20 protein-coding genes are annotated in these 17,744 nt (G+C 71.8%); 8 read left to right on the forward strand and 12 right to left on the reverse strand.

All coding sequences use genetic code 11. The features are described 5' to 3' along the window. Positions 1 to 54: 54 nt before the first annotated feature. From ACFVYR_RS00755 to ACFVYR_RS00775, 5 genes are all read right to left on the reverse strand, one after another. Positions 55 to 1,965 carry an ABC transporter ATP-binding protein gene (locus tag ACFVYR_RS00755; RefSeq protein WP_384247140.1) on the reverse strand — a complete coding sequence of 637 codons (1,911 nt, stop codon included), beginning with the start codon at positions 1,963 to 1,965 and terminating at the stop codon, positions 55 to 57. 99 nt (positions 1,966 to 2,064) lie between these two features. Further along, complete coding sequence (locus tag ACFVYR_RS00760) at positions 2,065 to 3,258, reverse strand: serine hydrolase domain-containing protein (RefSeq protein ID WP_384247142.1); 1,194 nt, start codon at positions 3,256 to 3,258, stop codon at positions 2,065 to 2,067. Positions 3,259 to 3,403: 145 nt separating this feature from the next. Continuing rightward, complete coding sequence (locus ACFVYR_RS00765) at positions 3,404 to 4,261, reverse strand: GNAT family N-acetyltransferase (protein ID WP_384247145.1); 858 nt, start codon at positions 4,259 to 4,261, stop codon at positions 3,404 to 3,406. Between the two features lie 71 nt (positions 4,262 to 4,332). After that, positions 4,333 to 5,610: a CynX/NimT family MFS transporter gene (locus ACFVYR_RS00770; RefSeq protein ID WP_384247147.1), complete on the reverse strand. Its 1,278-nt coding sequence runs from the start codon at positions 5,608 to 5,610 to the stop codon at positions 4,333 to 4,335. Further along, on the reverse strand, positions 5,603 to 6,382 hold the full coding sequence (locus ACFVYR_RS00775; protein WP_384247150.1) for a FadR/GntR family transcriptional regulator: 780 nt from the start codon (positions 6,380 to 6,382) through the stop codon (positions 5,603 to 5,605). Before ACFVYR_RS00775 ends, ACFVYR_RS00770 begins: the two co-directional genes overlap by 8 nt. A gap of 233 nt (positions 6,383 to 6,615) precedes the next feature. Here ACFVYR_RS00775 and ACFVYR_RS00780 point away from each other — a divergent pair, with 233 nt between their 5' ends. Next, positions 6,616 to 7,506 carry a glycoside hydrolase family 19 protein gene (locus ACFVYR_RS00780; protein WP_384247153.1) on the forward strand — a complete coding sequence of 297 codons (891 nt, stop codon included), beginning with the start codon at positions 6,616 to 6,618 and terminating at the stop codon, positions 7,504 to 7,506. A 45-nt stretch (positions 7,507 to 7,551) separates the two neighbouring features. Here ACFVYR_RS00780 and ACFVYR_RS00785 read toward each other — a convergent pair whose 3' ends face one another. Further along, positions 7,552 to 7,989, reverse strand: coding sequence for a nitroreductase/quinone reductase family protein (locus ACFVYR_RS00785; RefSeq protein ID WP_384247156.1), 438 nt, complete (start codon positions 7,987 to 7,989; stop codon positions 7,552 to 7,554). Between the two features lie 300 nt (positions 7,990 to 8,289). Here ACFVYR_RS00785 and ACFVYR_RS00790 point away from each other — a divergent pair, with 300 nt between their 5' ends. Further along, a complete protein-coding gene (locus ACFVYR_RS00790) occupies positions 8,290 to 8,706 on the forward strand; it encodes a CBS domain-containing protein (RefSeq protein WP_384247159.1) in 417 nt (138 codons plus the stop codon). 205 nt (positions 8,707 to 8,911) lie between these two features. Then, positions 8,912 to 10,306, forward strand: a complete 1,395-nt coding sequence (locus ACFVYR_RS00795) for an NADP-dependent succinic semialdehyde dehydrogenase (protein ID WP_384247161.1) — start codon at positions 8,912 to 8,914, stop codon at positions 10,304 to 10,306. A 107-nt stretch (positions 10,307 to 10,413) separates the two neighbouring features. Here ACFVYR_RS00795 and ACFVYR_RS00800 read toward each other — a convergent pair whose 3' ends face one another. Continuing rightward, complete coding sequence (locus ACFVYR_RS00800) at positions 10,414 to 10,641, reverse strand: DUF5133 domain-containing protein (protein WP_384247163.1); 228 nt, start codon at positions 10,639 to 10,641, stop codon at positions 10,414 to 10,416. A 140-nt stretch (positions 10,642 to 10,781) separates the two neighbouring features. On the opposite strand from ACFVYR_RS00800, the gene ACFVYR_RS00805 reads away from it, so the two are divergent. After that, positions 10,782 to 11,309, forward strand: coding sequence for a DUF6328 family protein (locus tag ACFVYR_RS00805; protein WP_384247166.1), 528 nt, complete (start codon positions 10,782 to 10,784; stop codon positions 11,307 to 11,309). 22 nt (positions 11,310 to 11,331) lie between these two features. Here ACFVYR_RS00805 and ACFVYR_RS00810 read toward each other — a convergent pair whose 3' ends face one another. After that, the gene (locus ACFVYR_RS00810) at positions 11,332 to 11,538 is read right to left on the reverse strand and encodes a hypothetical protein (protein WP_384247168.1); all 207 of its coding nucleotides are present in this window, start codon (positions 11,536 to 11,538) and stop codon (positions 11,332 to 11,334) included. 104 nt (positions 11,539 to 11,642) lie between these two features. Here ACFVYR_RS00810 and ACFVYR_RS00815 point away from each other — a divergent pair, with 104 nt between their 5' ends. Genes ACFVYR_RS00815 through ACFVYR_RS00825 form a run of 3 tightly spaced genes read left to right on the forward strand, consistent with a single transcriptional unit; the run spans position 11,643 to position 13,640 of the window. Continuing rightward, positions 11,643 to 12,338: a HemK2/MTQ2 family protein methyltransferase gene (locus ACFVYR_RS00815; RefSeq protein ID WP_384247170.1), complete on the forward strand. Its 696-nt coding sequence runs from the start codon at positions 11,643 to 11,645 to the stop codon at positions 12,336 to 12,338. Beyond that, positions 12,322 to 12,576 (forward strand): CDGSH iron-sulfur domain-containing protein, encoded by a 255-nt coding sequence (locus ACFVYR_RS00820; RefSeq protein WP_384247172.1) that lies wholly within the window; start codon positions 12,322 to 12,324, stop codon positions 12,574 to 12,576. The genes ACFVYR_RS00815 and ACFVYR_RS00820 overlap by 17 nt, the downstream gene beginning before the upstream one ends. After that, on the forward strand, positions 12,573 to 13,640 hold the full coding sequence (locus ACFVYR_RS00825; RefSeq protein ID WP_384247174.1) for an iron-containing redox enzyme family protein: 1,068 nt from the start codon (positions 12,573 to 12,575) through the stop codon (positions 13,638 to 13,640). Before ACFVYR_RS00820 ends, ACFVYR_RS00825 begins: the two co-directional genes overlap by 4 nt. A gap of 4 nt (positions 13,641 to 13,644) precedes the next feature. Here ACFVYR_RS00825 and ACFVYR_RS00830 read toward each other — a convergent pair whose 3' ends face one another. The 4 genes from ACFVYR_RS00830 to ACFVYR_RS00845 form a co-directional block, all read right to left on the reverse strand. After that, positions 13,645 to 14,331 (reverse strand): DUF6766 family protein, encoded by a 687-nt coding sequence (locus ACFVYR_RS00830; protein ID WP_384247176.1) that lies wholly within the window; start codon positions 14,329 to 14,331, stop codon positions 13,645 to 13,647. Between the two features lie 83 nt (positions 14,332 to 14,414). After that, positions 14,415 to 14,819 carry a hypothetical protein gene (locus ACFVYR_RS00835; protein WP_384247179.1) on the reverse strand — a complete coding sequence of 135 codons (405 nt, stop codon included), beginning with the start codon at positions 14,817 to 14,819 and terminating at the stop codon, positions 14,415 to 14,417. 171 nt (positions 14,820 to 14,990) lie between these two features. Further along, on the reverse strand, positions 14,991 to 15,419 hold the full coding sequence (locus ACFVYR_RS00840) for a hypothetical protein (RefSeq protein ID WP_384247181.1): 429 nt from the start codon (positions 15,417 to 15,419) through the stop codon (positions 14,991 to 14,993). 32 nt (positions 15,420 to 15,451) lie between these two features. Next, on the reverse strand, positions 15,452 to 16,417 hold the full coding sequence (locus tag ACFVYR_RS00845; protein ID WP_384247184.1) for an LLM class F420-dependent oxidoreductase: 966 nt from the start codon (positions 16,415 to 16,417) through the stop codon (positions 15,452 to 15,454). Positions 16,418 to 16,546: 129 nt separating this feature from the next. Here ACFVYR_RS00845 and ACFVYR_RS00850 point away from each other — a divergent pair, with 129 nt between their 5' ends. Further along, entirely contained in the window at positions 16,547 to 17,683 is a 1,137-nt protein-coding gene (locus ACFVYR_RS00850) for a glutamate--cysteine ligase (RefSeq protein WP_384247186.1), read from the forward strand. Positions 17,684 to 17,744: the final 61 nt, after the last annotated feature.

Genomic DNA, 17,744 nt, shown 5'->3' on the forward strand with positions numbered 1-17,744 from the left:
AACTCCTGGTGGACGAATGGACACGGCTCGCCCTGCGGCAGGGCCGACGGGCCTTCAGGCCACCTCCACGACCTCCGGCGCGTCCGACGGCTCCGTCGGTTCCGTCCCCTTGGCGAACTGTGTCCGGTACAGCTCCGCGTACCGTCCGTCCACGGCGAGGAGTTCCTCGTGCGTGCCGCGTTCCACGATCCGGCCCGCCTCGACGACGAGGATCTGGTCGGCGGAGCGGACCGTGGAGAGCCGGTGGGCGATGACCACGGCGGTACGGCCCTCCAGCGCCTCGCCCAGGGCCTCCTGGACCGCGGCTTCGGAGGTGTTGTCGAGGTGGGCCGTCGCCTCGTCGAGGATGACGACCCGCTGCCCGGCGAGGAGCAGCCGCGCGATGGTCATCCGCTGCCGTTCGCCGCCGGAGAGGCGGTAGCCGCGCTCGCCGACCACGGTGTCGAGGCCGTCGGGCAGGGAGCGTACGAGGTCTTCGAGGCGGGCTCGGCGCAGTACGTCCCACAGGTCGTCCTCGCTCGCGGCCGGCCGGGCGAGGAGCAGGTTGGCGCGGACGGACTCGTGGAAGAGGTGGCCGTCCTGGGTGACCATTCCGAGGGTGGCCCGCATGGACTCGGCGGACAGGTCGCGTACGTCGACGCCCCCGATGCGGACGGCTCCCTCGTCGGTGTCGTACAGCCGGGGCAGCAGTTGCGCGATGGTCGACTTGCCCGCTCCGGAGGACCCGACGAGCGCGACGGTCTGGCCGGGTTCGGCGCGGAAGGAGATGCCGTGCAGGACCTCGTCGCCGCCCCGGGTGTCGAGCGTGGCGACCTCTTCGAGGGAGGCGAGGGAGACCTTGTCGGCGGACGGGTAGCCGAAGCGGACGTTGTCGAACTCGACGGCGACGGGCCCATCGGGCACCGGCACCGGCTCCTCCTTCTCCTCGATGAGCGGCTTCAGGTCGAGCACCTCGAAGACCCGCTCGAAACTGACGAGCGCGCTCATGACCTCGACCCGCGCGCCGGCCAGCGAGGTCAGCGGCGCGTACAGCCGGGTGAGCAGCAGCGCAAGCGATACGACGGCTCCCGCCTTCAGCGAGCCTTCGAGGGCGAAGTACCCGCCGAGGCCGTACACGAGGGCGAGCGCGAGGGCGGAGACCAGGGTGAGCGCGGTGATGAACGCCGACTGCGCCATGGCGGTGCGTACGCCGATGTCCCGCACCCGCTGGGCGCGCTCGGCGAACTCCGCGGATTCGGCACCGGGCCTGCCGAAGAGCTTGATGAGGGTGGCGCCGGGCGCCGAGAATCGCTCGGTCATCCGCGTTCCCATGGCGGCGTTGTGGTGGGCGGCCTCGCGCTGGAGGCGGGCCATGCGGGTGCCCATCCGGCGTGCGGGCACGACGAAGACCGGCAGCAGCACCAGCGCGAGCAGTGTGATCTGCCAGGAGAGCGTCATCATGACGACGAGGGTCAGCAGCAGCGTCACGATGTTCCCGACGACGCCGGACAGCGTGTTGCTGAACGCGCGCTGCGCGCCGACGACGTCGTTGTTGAGCCGGCTGACCAGCGCGCCGGTGCGGGTGCGGGTGAAGAAGGCGACGGGCATGCGCTGTACGTGGTCGAAGACGGCGGTCCGCAGATCGAGGATGAGGCTTTCGCCGAGGTTCGCCGACAGCCAGCGGCTCAGCATCCCCAGGCCGGCCTCGGCCACGGCGATGCCCGCGATGAGCAGGGCGTAGCGGACGACGACGGAGGAGTCGTCGCCCGACACGATGGCGGTGACGACGTATCCGGCGAGGACCGGCGTCGCCACGGCGAGCAGTGCGGTGACGATGCTGAGCAGGACGAACTGCCAGATGCGTCGGCGGTGGGGCCGTGCGAAGACGCCGATGCGGCGAAGCGTGGCACGGGCGAAGGGGCGGCGGTCCTGCTGGGCATGCATGACGCTGTACATCTGCGTCCATGCCGTTGTTTCCATGCTCATGCGGAGAACGTTATGACCTCAACTAAACTTGAGGTCAAGCCTTGTTCGCCTTTTTCACCCTGCGCCTGCCCCGCCGCGGGGCGCCGTGGTGCACGGCTCTCAGCGGCAGAGGGCCGTTTCCACGACGTCGTCGACACGCTGCCTGGCCGCCGCGTCGTCGAGCTGGACGGTCACGGCGATGTTGGCGGCGCGGCCGTCCTCGGTGGCCCCGCCCCGGGTCTCGTAGCCGGGGAAGCTGCCGCCGTGGCCCCAGTAGAGGCCCTCGTGGCGGCCGTCGCACACGAGCGGTTTGCTCACGAGGCCCAGCCCGTAGCGGGCGCCGGGGCCGAAGGTGACGTCGGCGGGGACGGTGTGGGCGCGCATCTGGGCGAGCTGGGCCGGCCGCAGGAGGCGGCCGTCCAGGAGCGCGGAGTAGAACCGGTTGAGGTCGGAGTTGGTGGAGATCAGCTGGCCTGCCGCCCAGCCCCAGGAGGGGTCCATCTCCGTGACGTCGAGCAGGGGCGCGCCGGCCGCGTCCCGGTAGTAGCCGTGCGGGTGGGGCTCCCGGATGGTCGCGTCACCGGGGGCGGGGAAGTAGGTGTGGCGCAGCCCGGCGCGCTTGATGACACGCTCGTCGATCTCCTGGGCGAGGGGGCGGCCGGTGACCTTCTCGACGATCAGTCCCGCCAGTACGTAGTTCGTGTTGCTGTACTTCCAGCCCTTCCCGGGGGCGAAGTCGGCCTTGTGCCGCAGCGCCATGTCCAGGAGTTCGCGGGGTTCGTAGTGCCGGACGTCGTCGTCGAGGTCGCTGGTGTAGTTGGGGAGTCCGCTCGTGTGCTGCAGGAGCTGGCGGACGGTGATGTGCCGGCCGTCGATACCGTCCCCCCGGACGACGCCCGGCAGGTAGGTGTCGACGTTGACTGGCGCGTCGAGGCCAATCTTCCCTTCGCCGACCAGTTGCAGCACCACCACCGCGGTGAACACTTTGGTGTTGCTGCCGATCCGCACCTGGCCGTCCCTGGGCACCTTCGCGCCGGTGGCGATGTCGCCGACCCCGGCGGTGTACGTACGGGTGCGGCCGTGGCGGTCCTCGACGCTGCCGAGGGCGGCCGGCGGCCCGTCGGGGCCGACCAGCGCGTTCAGGCCCTGCCGCACGGGGTCCGGCCTGCCGGTGGCGGATGCCTCGGGCGGCGGCGCCAGGGCACTCAGCGCCACGACGCCGACGGCCACCGCCGCCGCGGCCGACGCGGCCGCGCGCCGGCCGCCCTGCGGTCGCTCGGAAGAACGGAACTTCTGCCATGCCTGCGCACGCACGTGCCAACTCCTGGGGATCGTCGGGAGATATCGACGGAGATCGGGGATCAACGCCGGGACCAGCATGTGCGCAGACGATCTCCCGGACGATCCCGCTACCCGCCCTCCCTCAGGTAGGGCTATCCCCCCTGCGTCCGGCGCGCGGCTAGCCCAGTTCAAGTGAGGTGACGCCGAAGACCCGTTCCTGCGCGTAGGCCCTGACGGGGCCGGTGTACATCCGGGCCGTGTCGAACGTGGGCTTCATGCCGCGTGCCTCGGCGAGCGCCACCGCGTCCCTGTTGGTCTCGGGCACGTCCATCGCGACGAGGTCGCCGTCCGCCTCGGCGGCCAGCGCGTCCAGGAGCGCCTCGGCGTCGGCCCGGGTGTCGGCGAAGAGCGGCCCGACGCGTCGGGCGTCGCGGCCGGGCCGGAGCACGCCGTACCCGGTCAGCCTGCCGTCGACGATGCGGGCGAGCGACCGGTGCCCCGGGGCGGTGAGCCAGGATTCGAGGAAGCGCCGCCGGTCCGCGGGCAGACACGCGTTGTCGTACGCCATGAGCGCCCGCAGGCCCGCCGCCTCGACGGGGCGCACATGTCGGTCGGGCACGTCGGCCGCGGGCAGCGGGCCGACGTAGCGCACCGTCCCGTGGCTGTGCTCGAAGCCGGAGCGGCGGTAGTTGTCCTGCTGGGCGGGGACGCCGTCCAGGCCCACGGTCCGGCCCCCGGCGTGGGCGAGGCCCGCCCGCCAGGTGGCGAGGCCGAGGCCCCGGCCCCGCTGGTCGGGGCGGACGAGGTAGAAGCCGAGAAAGGCGTAGGTCTCCCCGTAGTTGACGACGGAGACCGCGGAGACCGGTTCGCCGTCGAGGCGTCCGAGGAAGAACCCGTCGGGGTCCTGGGCGAAGAACGAGGGGGCGTCGCCGAGGCCGGGGTTCCAGCCCTCGTCCGCCGCCCACTCCGTCACCACTCGCCAGTCGTCGAGCGTCGCCCGTGAGACCGCGAGCCGCCCTGGAGCCGAATCCGTCATCGCCGCACCCTTCTCGATCCGTCACGGTGCGCCGTGGGAACCGCACCGGGTGCATCCTGCCCGACCCGGTGTCAGCCGATGCCCGCCACGTGCCGTTCCCGTGCGGCGCGGAACCCGGCCACGACCTGCGGCACGAGCAGGACGAGCAGGAGGACGAGCGGCACGGTCCAGCTGTGCGAGACGTCGTGGACGGCGCCGAGCAGGGTCGGCCCGGTGGCGGCGAGGATGTAGCCGAAGCACTGGGCCATGCTGGACAGCTGGGCCGCGTGCCGGGCGTCGGGGGCCCGCTGCACGATGAACAGCAGCGCCAGACTGATCGCCGCGCCCTGGCCGAGGCCGAGCAGCGTCATCCACAGGTAGGCGCCGCCGACCGGCGCGATGAGCAGGCCGCCGAAGCCGAGCGCGCAGAGCACCGCCCCGAGCGCGGCCAGGGCCCCCGGCCGCAGCCGCCGCCCGACGATCACCGGGGCGAGGAAGGAGCCCGCGATGCCGAGCAGCGAGGAGAAGGAGAGCATCCAGCCGGCGTCCCCCGCGGCCATCCCCGCGTCCTGGAACACCGTCGGCAGCCACGCCGCCGCCGCGTAGTAGTTGAGGGACTGCAGGCCCATGTACGCGGTGACCTGCCAGGCCAGCGGGGAGCGCCACAGGCCGCGTACGGGATGCGCGGCCTGGCGGGCCGCCGCCGCGTCCACCCTCGTACGGGACCGGATCTGCGGCAGCCACACGAGCAGGGCGACCACCGCGAGCGCGCCCCAACACGCCAGCGTAGTCCGCCAGTTCATGCCACTGGACTGCTGTACGGGCAGGGTGACACCGGCCGCGAGCGCGGCGCCGCCGAACAGCGACATCGAGTACAGGCCCGTCATCAGGCCCGCCTTCGCGGGGAAGTCGCGCTTGATCAGGCCGGGCAGCAGGACGTTGGCGACGGCTATGCCCGCGCCGATGACGATCGTGCCCGCGAAGAGGGCGACGACCGAGTCGAGCAGGCGCAGGGCCGTGCCCGCGCAGATCAGCGCCATGGTGCCGAGCAGCGACCGCTCCATGCCGAAGCGGCGGCCGAGCCGCGGCGCGACGGGCGCGAGCAGGCCGAAGCAGAGCAGCGGGAGGGCGGTGAGGAGGCTGGTCGCGGCGGCCGACATGCCGCTGTCGTCGCGGATGGTGTCGGCGAGCGGGGAGACGGCGACGAGGGCGGGCCGCAGGTTGAGGGCGAGGAGCACGACGCCGAGGGCGAGGTAGAGCGCGCGGCGTCCGGGGGGCGGGGTGGAGGGGGCCGGGGGCGCCGGAACGGCGGTGGTGCCGCTGTGCACGGCAGCCTCGCCACCGGACGCCGTTACCGCTGTCTCACTCATGCGCTGCCGCTCCCGGTCCTCGTCCCGTTTCCGGTTCATGTGCGGCCCCCGCTTCGAGCCTGTCGTCGTCGGATCCGTCCAGCGGCTGCGCGCGCAGTGCGGCCATGCCCTCCGCGAGATGGGCGAGCACCGCCGCCTCCGCGGCCTCGGCGTCGCGTGCCTCGATGGCGTCGACGATCGCCGTGTGCGCTTCGAACTGGTGGCGTACCGAGTCGGGGACGGGCGCGCCGATGACGGACTGCACCGTGGAGCGCAGCGCGTCGCTGAGGTGTGCGTACAGCTCAGCGAGTACGCCGTTGTGCGCGGCCTCCGCGACGGTGCGGTGGAAGGCCATGTCCGCGTCGACGAACGCGGCCGTGTTCCCGCTCCTCCACGCCAGGTCGCGCTCGGCGAGAGCGGCCCGCAGGGTCGCGAGGTCCTCGTCCGTGCGGCGCTCCGCCGCGTACCGGGCGGCATCCCGCTCCAGAGAGGCACGGACCTCGTACGCCTCGAGAACGCCCGCCCTGCGCAGCCGGCGCTGCACGGCGGCCCCGAAGTCGCTGCTTGCCCTGACGTAGGTGCCGTCGCCCTGGCGGGGTTCGAGCATGCCGGTGTGCACGAGCGCGCGGACCGCCTCCCGCACGGTGTTGCGGCCGACGGCGAGCTGCTCCACGAGCAGCGGCTCGGCCGGGATCTTCTCGCCGACCTTCCACTCGCCGTCGGCGATGAGGCTCTCCATCTGGGCGATGACGAGTTCCACGAGGTTGGTCCTTGCGGCACTGCGCAACGGCATGGATCGGCACCTTCTCTCTTGAGGACGCCACACATGGGAACATCCCACGTATATGAGTCATGGGAACATCCCATGTTTCCGCTGTCAAAACGATCAGTCACGTGCGGGCAGCATCAGGTTTTACCTTCGCATCTGGTCTAGACCTTGACAGGTGCAGACCATTTCGCTTGAGTCGCGGCACCCCCATGGCGGCGCGGGCCCCGCGAACCGCCCCGCCCGTAAGGAGAGTTGGCATGATCAGACGCATCACCGGCTTCGCGTCCGCGCTCGCCGCACTCGGCGCCATGCTCGTCCTCGGCCCGGCCGCCGCCCCGGCGTCCGCAGCCGAGTGCGCCGCGCCGTGGAGCTCCTCGTCCGTCTACACCGGCGGCAAGCCGGCCTCGTACGGCGGGCACAACTGGACCGCCAAGTGGTGGACGCAGAACGAGACGCCGGGCCGCTCCGACGTCTGGGCGGACCAGGGCACGTGCGGCGGCGGACCGGGCCCGGGCACCCCCGACCCCTCCGGCTTCGTCGTCAGCGAGGCCCAGTTCAACCAGATGTTCCCGAACCGGAATTCGTTCTACACGTACAAGGGCCTGACGGACGCGCTCAAGTCCTACCCGGGCTTCGCCACCACCGGCAGCGACACGGTCAAGCGCCAGGAGGCGGCGGCGTTCCTCGCCAACGTCAGCCATGAGACGGGCGGCCTGGTGTACGTGGTCGAGCAGAACCAGGGCAACTACCCGCATTATTGCGACAAGACGCAGCCGTACGGGTGCCCGGCCGGGCAGGCCGCCTACTACGGCCGCGGCCCGATCCAGCTCAGCTGGAACTTCAACTACAAGGCCGCGGGCGACGCGCTCGGCATCGACCTGCTCAACCACCCTTACCTGGTGGAGCAGAATCCGGCCGTCGCCTGGCAGACCGGCCTCTGGTACTGGAACACCCAGAACGGTCCCGGCACCATGACACCGCACAACGCCATGGTCAACGGCGCGGGCTTCGGTGAGACCATCCGCGCCATCAACGGCACCCTGGAGTGCAACGGCGGCAACCCCGCCCAGGTCCAGAGCCGCATCGACCGCTACAAGGCCTTCACCCAGATCCTGGGCACCACACCGGGCTCGAATCTGAGCTGCTGACATCGCCCCGCCGGGGCGGGCCCGGCATCCGGGCCCGCCCGCACCTCACGCCGGTGGCACCAGCCGGAACACCGGATGCCGCACCGCCTCCGCGGCGAACTCCTCGTCCGTCGAGTCGGCCGTCACGTCGAAGTACGCGCGGGTGACGGGGACTTCGTCCCAGTACTGCCGCAGCACCGGCACGCTCTCCGCCGGACCGAGCTCGACCACTCCCACACTCTCCGACCTGCCGCCCCTGCTGAGGCCCACCTGCCCCGCCACACGCGCGTTGCGCACCCACTGGGCCACTCCGTAGGCGCCGACCACCCAGCGCTCGCCACCGGCGGACATGACGTCGACCGGAGTGGAGTAGAGCCGCCCGGACTTCCTTCCCGGCACGCTCAGGTTGTGCCGGTACCCCTTGCCGAACCCGAGTGCGGTCATCGTGTGGAACACCCGGTTGATCACACGCGTGCCGAACGACACGCGGTACGTCTTCGCCATCACCCCTCCTTGATCCGAACTGTCGGAGCTTAGAGCCTGTGTCATATCCCCGGTCGGATCAGTGGGCGTCGTCTGGTGCGTGCGATCGCAAGGCGCCGGGAAGTCCTCGTAGCGGAGCTACTAGGGCTTTTCGGCAACGCGGCGAGCGTGCGTGCCAGGCGGCGACCACCCGGCCGGGGATATGACACAGGCTCTTAGCCTGGCGAAGACAGGCCCTTACGGCGCGTGCCACGGCAGCCGGGTGTTTCCCCCGCGTACACGGGGCACCCGGACCGCACACCGACAGGCAAGGAGGTTCACATGACCACCGCACGCGAGATCATGACTCCGGGCGCGGAGTGCGCCGGGGCCGATGAGACGGTGCTCCGGGCGGCCGAGAAGCTCACCGAACTGGGTGTCGGGGCGCTGCCCATCTGCGGCACCGACAACCGTCTCAAGGGCGTCATCACCGACCGGGACATCGTGGTCAAGGTCCTCGGCAAGGGCAAGGACCCCGCCAAGGTCCTCGTGGGTGACCTCGCGCAGAGCGAGGCGGTGACCATCGGCGCGGACGACAGCGTCGACGAGGTGTTCGCGACCATGACCAGCCACAAGGTGCGCCGGCTGCCCGTGATCGACGGCCGCGACCTGGTGGGCATGGTCGCGCTCGCCGACGCCGCCCGCGCCCTGCACGACCCCAAGGCCGGGCAGCTTCTTGAGGCGCTCTCCACGGACTGATCCGCGCGCCCCGGGACCATGACGAACAGCCGCCGTGGGACGGGCCACCCGTCCCACGGCGGCGGGCTGTGCACCGGGCCGTCGGCGCCCCGCATGCCCGCTCGCACGGGTCGGCCTAGGCTGAGAGCCTGTCTTTGAACCCCCGGGGCCGCACCGCTTGCCACCCCCCAGGACCTGGGCACCGAGGACCCCGAGGAGGAACCGCATGCCCATCGCCACGGTCAACCCGGCCACCGGTGAGACCCTCGAGACCTTCGACCCGCTTGCGCCCGACGAGATCGAGCGCCGCCTCGCGACGGCGGAAGCCGCGTACGCCCACCACCGCACCACCGGATTCGCCGAGCGCGCCCGGCTGCTCCACCGCGCCGCCGATCTCCTGGAGGAGGACACCCCGGAGATCGCCCGCACCATGACCACCGAGATGGGCAAGCCGGTGAAGGCGGCCAGGGCCGAGGCGGCCAAGTGCGTCAAGGCCATGCGCTGGTACGCGGAGCGCGCCGAAGGGCTGCTCGCCGACGAGCATCCCGCCCAGGACGATGTGACCGACTCGGGCGCGTCCCGGGCGGTCGTCCGTTACCGTCCGCTCGGCGTCGTGCTGGCCGTGATGCCGTGGAACTTCCCGCTGTGGCAGGTCGTACGCTTCGCCGCCCCCGCCCTGATGGCGGGCAACGTCGCCCTGCTCAAGCACGCGTCGAACGTTCCGCGCACCGCCCTCTACCTCCAGGACCTCTTCACCCGCGCCGGCTACCCGGAAGGCTGCTTCCAGACGCTTCTGATCGGCTCCGGCGCCGTCGAGGACGTCCTGCGCGACCGGCGGGTGGCCGCGGCCACGCTCACCGGCAGCGAGCCCGCGGGCCGCTCGGTGGCGTCCGTCGCGGGCGACGAGATCAAGAAGACCGTCCTCGAACTGGGCGGCAGCGACCCCTACCTCGTCCTGCCCAGCGCCGACGTCGAGCGCGCCGCGACGACCGCGGTGACCGCCCGCGTGCAGAACAACGGCCAGTCCTGCATCGCCGCCAAGCGCTTCATCGTGCACACCGACGTCTACGACGCCTTCCGGGACCGATTCGTCTCCGGCATGCGGGAGTTGACCGTCGGCGACCCGATGGACGAGGGCACCGACGTGGGCCCGCTCTCCTCGGAGCAGGGCCGCGACGACCTGGAGGAACTCGTCCAGGACGCGCTGGGCCGGGGCGCCACCGCGCTGTGCGGCGGGCAGCGGCCCAAGGAGCAGGAGCGGGGCTGGTACTACTCCCCGACCGTGCTGGCGGACATCACCCCGCAGATGCGGATCCACCGGGAGGAGACGTTCGGCCCGGTGGCCACGCTCTACCGCGTGGCGAGCCTGGACGAAGCCGTGGAACTGGCCAACGACACGCCGTTCGGGCTGAGTTCCAATGTGTGGACCCGCGACGATGCGGACGTCGAGCGGTGCGTACGGGACCTCCGGGCGGGCGGCGTCTTCTTCAACGGCATGACCGCCTCCCACCCCGGCCTCCCCTTCGGCGGCGTCAAGCGCTCCGGCTACGGCAGGGAACTCTCGGGCCACGGCATCCGCGAGTTCTGCAACGCGACGACGGTGTGGCACGGCAGCGACTGACCGAGCGCGGGCACGAGAAATCCCGGGGCGCCCTCTTGGCACCCCGGGATACGCGTGCGAGACCGTCCGCCCACCGTTCGACGACAGGCCCTCAAGCCGTCAGCAGCTCAAGCCGTCAGCAGGGAGTCGTCCAAGGTCCGTGCGCCCGGCAGCCGGTGGCCTGCCGCGACGACGGCGGCGTCGATATCGCTGGTGCCGGTCGCCAGGCACAGGCTGTACACGATGTCCTCGTACGCCTGTCGGCTCTCGGCACTGCCCTGGTCGGCGCGGAGCACGGCCAGGGCCTTGTAGCGCTCCAGCAGGTCTTCCAGTACGACGGGGTGCGCCAGCAGCACTAGGGGCCTCCCTCTGGGTCGGGGGTGATGATCGTCGGGGATGAAGATCACTCTGCCTCCCGTCTGCCCGCCCGCGCCGACTCGAATCACTACAGCCGTGTGCGTTTGTTCAGCCGGTCTTTCGTGGGCAGACTCGTGATGTGAACGCGTCGAACAGCGAGGCAGAGGCAGGGAACGGACCCGGTACGCGCGCCCCGGGCGACGACCGTCGCGAGACGGAGAGCGAGCGCGCCGATCGCCGCTGGGGAGAACTGATCCAGGAAGTGCGGGTGGCGCAGACCGGTGTGCAGATCCTGTTCGGCTTCCTCCTGACGGTCGCCTTCACTCCACGCTTCGCGCAGCTGAGCGACACCGACCGCACGATCTACGTCGTGACGGTGATCCTCGGCTCGACGGCGACGGGCGCCCTCATCGGCCCGGTCTCCTTCCACCGCATCGTCTCGGGTCGCAAAATCAAGCCCGAGGCGGTGGTGTGGGCGTCCCGCCTCACGTTCATCGGTCTCGTCCTCCTGCTCGGCACGCTGACGGCCGCCCTCCTGCTCATCCTGCGCGTAGCCACCGACAACGCCGTCGTGCCCTGGCTGGTGGCCGGTGTCGTCACCTGGTACCTGCTGTGCTGGTTCGTGCTGCCCGCGTGGGCGCGACACCGACACACGTCCGCGGACTGAACCGAGCCGGGCTCCGGGGGGCTCAGGTATCGGTGTTCTTGCCGACGTACAGCTCGGCGAAGGCCGCCGCGCCGGTCGGCGAGCCGAGGAGTCTGCGCAGGCGGGCACCGGCGTGGCGGTGGTCTCCGGGGAAGCGGCGCCTCCCCCTCCACTGCGCGCAGGTGTGGATCACCGCGCCGGGGGCACCCAGAGTCAGGACCGAAGCAGGCAGCAAATCCGCACTGTTCACGAAAAGTCACCACCTGTCACCGTTCGAGTGGTGGGCGACCGCGAACTGGCGGAGCGTGGAAGGAGGAGCGCCCTCGTGGAGTTCCCGCAGACGGGAGATGCCGCATGACCACGCACACACGCACACCGATGCCGACGACGGCCCGCCCGGCGCCCCTGCTCACGCTGCCGGGCGTCTACGCGCCGCAACACGACACCGCACTGCTGGTCCGCGCGCTCGACCGGGAGGGCATCGACGACGGCACCTCCGTACTGGACCTGGGAACCGGCTCGGGCGCACTCGCCGTGGCGGCCGCCCGGCGGGGGGCCCGGGTCACGGCCATCGACATCTCCTGGCGAGCGGTGCTCACCGCCCGGCTCAACGCACGGCTCAGCGGCCAGTCGGTCGCCGTGCGCCGCGGCGACCTCACTGCCGAAGTGCCGTCCGGACCGTACGACCTGGTGGTCAGCAACCCGCCCTACGTACCCTCTCCTTCACCTCGGCTGCCCCGGCGCGGGCCCGCCCGCGCCTGGGACGGCGGGCCCGCGGGCCGGTTGGTCGTGGACCGCGTCTGCGACGCCGCTCCCCGGGCCCTGCGGCCCCGAGGCGTCCTGCTGATGGTGCACTCCGCGCTCTGCGACGTGGACGCCACGCTCGACCGGCTCGCGTCGCGGGGCATGGACGCGGAGGTCGCCGACCGGCGGTCCGTCCCCTTCGGCCCGGTGCTGCGATCGCGCCAGGCGTGGCTGCGGCGCCGCAACCTCATCGGCGCCGACGAGACGAGCGAGGAGTTGGTGGTCGTCCGTGCCGAACGCCGCTGAACGCCCCCGCCGCGTCACGGTCGACCCCGAGGGGCCGCTCCTGGTGGAGGGGCCCGTCGAGGTGGTCGCCGACGACGGGACCGTCTCCGCTTCGCGGCGTTTCGCCGTCGCGATCTGCACCTGCCGACGCAGCCGCACCTACCCGTGGTGCGACACGAGCCACCGCCGGCGGGTGAAGCGCCGGCAGGAGGACAATCCGTCCACGACCGACACCGAGGAGCCGGAGGCCTCGTCATGACCGCCCCCGCCGCAACCACCACCACGGCCGCCACGACCGCCGCCGAATCCCGCCACCACAGCCCCGAACTCCCCGCGCCCCGCGGCGAATTGTCCCGCGACGTCCTCACCGCTCTGCGGGGCGGCGGCCCGGTCCCCGAGCCGCGCGAGGCCGAGCGGCCCGCCGCGTACGGAGAAGATCTCCAGCTCACCCTCTACGTCCTCTACGAGCTCCACTACCAGGGGTTCTCCGGGGTGGCCGAGGAGTGGGAGTGGGACCCGGACCTGCTGGCCCTGCGGCGCACGCTGGAGCGGCGCTTCCTGAGCGCCCTGCACGCCGATGTGCCCCGCTGCGAGGACGCCGAAGAGGCCCTGGCCGCGCTCCTCGTGGAACCCGTCGGGCACGACGCGACGAGCGTCAGCCACCACCTCCAGCGCGACGGCGAGGCGTGGCAGGTCCGGGAGTACGCGGCGCTGCGCTCCCTGTACCACCTCAAGGAGGCCGACCCGCACGCCTGGGTCATTCCCCGGCTGCACGGCCGGGCGAAGGCGGCGATGGTGGCCATCGAGTACGACGAGTTCGGTGCGGGGCGCCCCGAGGAGATTCACGCACGGCTCTTCGCCGACCTCATGACCGACCTCGGCCTGGAGACGGCCTACGGCCACTATCTCGACGCCGCCCCCGCCGAGGTCCTCGCCACCGTGAACCTCATGTCCCTGTTCGGTCTGCACCGTGCCCACCGCGGGGCGTTGGTCGGTCACTTCGCCTCGGTCGAGGTGACGTCCTCGCCCGGCTCGCGGCGGTTGGCCGCGGCGCTGCGCCGGATCGGCGCGGGGCCTGCCGCGCAGCGCTTCTACGACGAGCACGTGGAGGCGGACGCCGTGCACGAGCAGGTGGTGCGCCGGGACGTCGTCGGCGGTCTGCTGGCCGCCGAACCCGCTCTCGAAGCCGACGTCGCCTTCGGCGTGCGCGCGACCGGCTTCCTGGAGGACCGCCTCGCCGCCCGGCTCCTCGACGCGTGGCGGGAAGGGCGGAGCGCCCTGCGCGCCCCGCTGCTGCCCGACGGGCCGCAGGCGTCCGGCTGAGCCGTCAGCCGCCCTCGACGCCGGTCGCGTCGTGCGCCGCCCCGACCGGCTTTGACTCCGGTGATCCGCGCTGGCGCAGGTAGACGGAGAAGACGGCCATCGATCCGACGGCGAGGAGTTCGGACTGCCAGTTCTGCAGGGTGCGGCCCCAGAAGTCGGCGGCCCCGAGGTACTGGAACCAGCTGACCGGCGCCTGCAGTTCACGCAGGTGCTCCTCGTTGTACGCGGCGACGCCCGCCACGGACTGGGCCAGCCAGGAGAGCAGGAAAAGGGTGCACATGACGATGCCGAGCGACCTGGCGTACCAGGCCTGGCGCAGGCCGCCCACGGAGGCCCAGCGGGGCGAGTCGGGCCTCGCGTGCGCGCCGACTCTCTGCCGCTCGTCGGACTCCGGGCCCGCCTTGTCGACCTCCTTGGACTCGGGCGAGCCCCGCTGGAGCAGCCAGACCGTGCCGAAGATGTAGAGGAAGAACTGCAGGTACTCGGACTGCCAGTTCTCCGTCACGTCCACGGCGAAGTCGGAGGTCATGACGTAGCCGCCGAAGCTCACCGGGGCCAGCTCGGCCGCGGTGAGCTGATTGTTGAAGTCGGCGTACCCGGCGATCGCCTGTCCGGCCAGGCTGAGGAGGAACCCGGCGCCGAACGCCAGGGCGAGGCCGTTGTCCCGCAGGAAGCGCCGTGCCCGCCTCACCGCCGCATCAGCCCAAGCGCCAGGCAATAGGCAAGACCGGCCGTCACCATCAGCAGATACAGCAGGAACATCGTCCGCATCCGTCACCCGCCCTTGATCAGACACTGGTACGGCTTCTCGGGGCGCGCGGTGCAGCCGGCGGCCGTGACCTTCCAGCCGCGCGGGAAGGACGACAGGAAGAGCGTGTCGCGGTCGGTCACGACGCGTGCCTGGCGCCCGTACACGTCGACGTGCCGCACCTTGGTCGCCGTGGGCAGTCCCGCGTCGGGCAGGGCCCGTGCGCAGGGCAATCCGGCGGACTGCTCCAGTTCGTCGAGCGTGCCGGGTGCGAGTTCCCGGCAGCCGCGCGCGGCGTCCGGGGTCCGCAGGCTTGCCTCGAAGCGGGTCACCGCCCGGGCGGCGGCGTCCTCGCGTGCCGTGACGTCACCGCATCCGGCGAGCGCACAGCACAGCAGCGCCACGGCCACGCCCTGTCTTGTTCCGCGCACCGGCTCCGCGCTCCTTCACTGCACCGTCGGTCGGTGGCTGCCGCACCGCGACGGGAACGCGTGCGGATACGGGTCCTTCCGACGATGCCGCACGACTGTCCGGTGGGCGGAAGAACCTCGTGGTCCGACACGCGGGCATACGCCCGATCGGAGCGCACCCGGTGCACCCGGTCAGGCGTCCTCGGCGGGCGCGCCGTGTTCGACACCGGTCAGGCGCAGCTGTACCTCGACCTCCTGGTCGCCGGAGACGGTGCCGACGGTCGAGACGACGAAGGCGGATTCGAGCGCCTCGCGCAGGCGGGCCACCGGGACGGGGCCGCCCTGGAGGTCGGCGGTGACGGAGCCCGCGAGCAGGACTCCCCGGGCGGGGCGCGGGCTCCCGGCGACCCGGAACTCGCCGGTCCAGACGGCGGGCGTCTCCTGCTCGGTCTGGCGGGGCGCGTCGGCCCCGCGGTCGGTGGGGAAGTGGGAGCGCAGGACGTTGAAGACGGTGTCGGCGTCGGCCACCGAGCACTCTCCGAGGACCACTTGGACGAGGTCCGCAGAGGACGGGGGCAGGGGGTCCGGGGCAGGTGTGGCGGGGCTCGCTGTGTTGTGCACGGTGTCTCCTTGGGTGGTGGGCTCCCGGCGCGTCACAGTTCCCGCAGCGCGGGCAGCAGCTTGCGCTCGGCCCAGTCGATGAAGGGGCGCTGGTGGTCGCCGCCCACCTGGACGAGGGCGATCTCCGTGAAGCCCGCCTCGGCGAAGGGGCGTACGGCTTCGACGAAGTCGTCGACGTCGTCTCCGCAGGGGATCTGCTCCGCGATGTCCTCCTTGGTGACGTACTGCGTGGCACCGGCGAAGGCCGCGGGCCCCGGCAGCTCGGCGTTGACCGGCCAGCCGCCGACGGACCAGCGGAACTGGTCGTGGGCGCGGGCGATCGCCGCGTCCTTGTCGGTGTCGTAGCAGACGGGGAGCTGACCGACCCGGGGCTTGCCGCGGCCCCCGTGCCGGTCGAAGGACTCGACGAGGTCGGCCTTGGGCTCGGTCGCGATGACGAGGTCCGCGTACTTCCCGGCCAGTGCGCAGGAGCGTTCGCCGGAGACGGCGATGCCGATGGGTGGCAGCTCGTCGGGCAGGTCCCACAGGCGGGCGTTCGCCACGTCGAAGTGGGTGCCCTCGTGGTTGACGTTCTCGCCGGTGAAGAGCGCGCGGATGATGCCGACGGCCTCCTCGAACATGTCGAGGCGGACCCGGGCGGAGGGCCAGCCGCCGCCGACGACGTGCTCGTTGAGGTTCTCGCCCGAGCCGAGCCCCAGCCGGAAGCGGCCCTCGGAGAGCAGCTGCATCGTCGCGGCCTTCTGCGCCACCACGGCGGGGTGGTAGCGGGTCGTCGGGCAGGTCACGTACGTCATGAGCGGAATGCGCGAGGTGGCCTGCGCCGCCGCGCCGAGCACGCTCCACGCGTACGGGGAGTGCCCCTGCGAGGTGAGCCACGGAAAGTAGTGGTCGGAGGTGACGGAGAAGTCGAATCCCGCCTGCTCCGCCGCGACCAGATCATCGACGAGCGCGCGCGGTCCGGCCTGCTCGGTCATCATTGTGTAGCCGATTTGCACCATAAATGAACGGTTTGCCGAACCGCCTCCGCTGAAACCTCCGTCGGACTGTTGTACTACCGGACGGCTGCATACGCGGTGCGGGGGTACGGGAGGGATCCACAGCACGACGGAACAGAGAGGCAGCCACCATTGCGCACCGTAGGAGTGGAGGAAGAACTCCTCCTGGTCGACCGTAACAGCGGCGAGCCGCGAGCCCTTTCCTCGGCGGTCCTGGCGCGAGCCGCCAGGAACACCGCGGAGAACCCTGACAGCGAGAAGCAGGAGACCGACTACCGCGAGCCCGAGGACGAGGCCTTCGAGAGGGAACTCCACGGGCAGCAGCTCGAATTCGCCACGCAGCCGCGGACCAGCATGGACAGCCTCACGGAGGAGGTCGTCCGGTGGCGCGCGGACGCGGCGCGGCACGCCGGTGACGTGGGCGCCTCGGTCGCAGCCCTCGCCACCTCGCCCCTGCCGGTGAGCCCCGCGGTCAACACGGGCAGCCGGTTCCAGTGGATGGAGGAGCAGTTCGGGCTGACCACGCAGGAGCAGCTGACCTGCGGCTGCCACGTGCACGTGTCGGTCGACTCGGACGAGGAGGGCGTGGCCGTCATCGACCGCATCCGGCCCTGGCTCCCGGTCCTGGTCGCCCTGAGCGCCAACTCACCCTTCTGGCAGGGGCACGACAGCCTGTACAGCAGCTACCGCAACCGGGTGTGGGGCCGCTGGCCGATGGCAGGCCCGACCGAGCTCTTCGGCTCAGCCGAGCGGTACGAGGAGCAGGTCCGCGACCTGGTCGCCACCGGCGTGCTGCGCGACCGGGGCATGGTCTACTTCGACGCACGCCTCTCCCACCGCTACCCCACCGTGGAGATCCGGGTCGCGGACGTCTGCCTGGAGGCGACCTCCACCGTCCTGGTCGCGGCTCTCGCACGGGGACTGGTCGAAACGGCGGCGCGCGAATGGCGGGCCGGCCGGCCACCGGCGGCGCACGCCGTCGGCCTGCTGCGCCTCGCCGCCTGGCGGGCAGCGCGGTCCGGTCTCGACGACACCCTGCTCCACCCGCTGACCATGCGGCCCGCACCCGGGCACGAGGTGCTGCGGGCGCTCATCGACCACGTGCGCGACGCGCTCGAGGACAGCGGCGACCTCGACATGGTCACCACGGTGGGCGGGAACCTGCTGGAGCACGGCAACGGCGCCCGCGTCCAGCGGGAACTGCTGGCCCGGACGGGGAGCCTGAGCTCGGTGGTCGCGGAGTGCGTGCGCCGCACCCAGGCGGGGTGAGCGCGAAGAGGTGACACGGTGCGGCCTGCGGTATAAGGGAAGTCCGGGCAGGGAAGTCCTC

Source organism: Streptomyces sp. NPDC058284 (genome assembly GCF_042881135.1).
Taxonomy (GTDB): domain Bacteria; phylum Actinomycetota; class Actinomycetes; order Streptomycetales; family Streptomycetaceae; genus Streptomyces.

Bases quoted from the DNA above. Each gene is read 5' to 3' on its own strand.
- ACFVYR_RS00755 (WP_384247140.1), bottom strand. From the start codon at position 1,965: ATGAGCATGGAAACAACGGCATGGACGCAGATGTACAGCGTCATGCAT.
- ACFVYR_RS00765 (WP_384247145.1), bottom strand. From the start codon at position 4,261: ATGACGGATTCGGCTCCAGGGCGGCTCGCGGTCTCACGGGCGACGCTC.
- ACFVYR_RS00770 (WP_384247147.1), bottom strand. From the start codon at position 5,610: ATGAGTGAGACAGCGGTAACGGCGTCCGGTGGCGAGGCTGCCGTGCAC.
- ACFVYR_RS00775 (WP_384247150.1), bottom strand. From the start codon at position 6,382: ATGCCGTTGCGCAGTGCCGCAAGGACCAACCTCGTGGAACTCGTCATC.
- ACFVYR_RS00780 (WP_384247153.1), top strand. From the start codon at position 6,616: ATGATCAGACGCATCACCGGCTTCGCGTCCGCGCTCGCCGCACTCGGC.
- ACFVYR_RS00785 (WP_384247156.1), bottom strand. From the start codon at position 7,989: ATGGCGAAGACGTACCGCGTGTCGTTCGGCACGCGTGTGATCAACCGG.
- ACFVYR_RS00790 (WP_384247159.1), top strand. From the start codon at position 8,290: ATGACCACCGCACGCGAGATCATGACTCCGGGCGCGGAGTGCGCCGGG.
- ACFVYR_RS00795 (WP_384247161.1), top strand. From the start codon at position 8,912: ATGCCCATCGCCACGGTCAACCCGGCCACCGGTGAGACCCTCGAGACC.
- ACFVYR_RS00815 (WP_384247170.1), top strand. From the start codon at position 11,643: ATGACCACGCACACACGCACACCGATGCCGACGACGGCCCGCCCGGCG.
- ACFVYR_RS00825 (WP_384247174.1), top strand. From the start codon at position 12,573: ATGACCGCCCCCGCCGCAACCACCACCACGGCCGCCACGACCGCCGCC.
- ACFVYR_RS00845 (WP_384247184.1), bottom strand. From the start codon at position 16,417: ATGGTGCAAATCGGCTACACAATGATGACCGAGCAGGCCGGACCGCGC.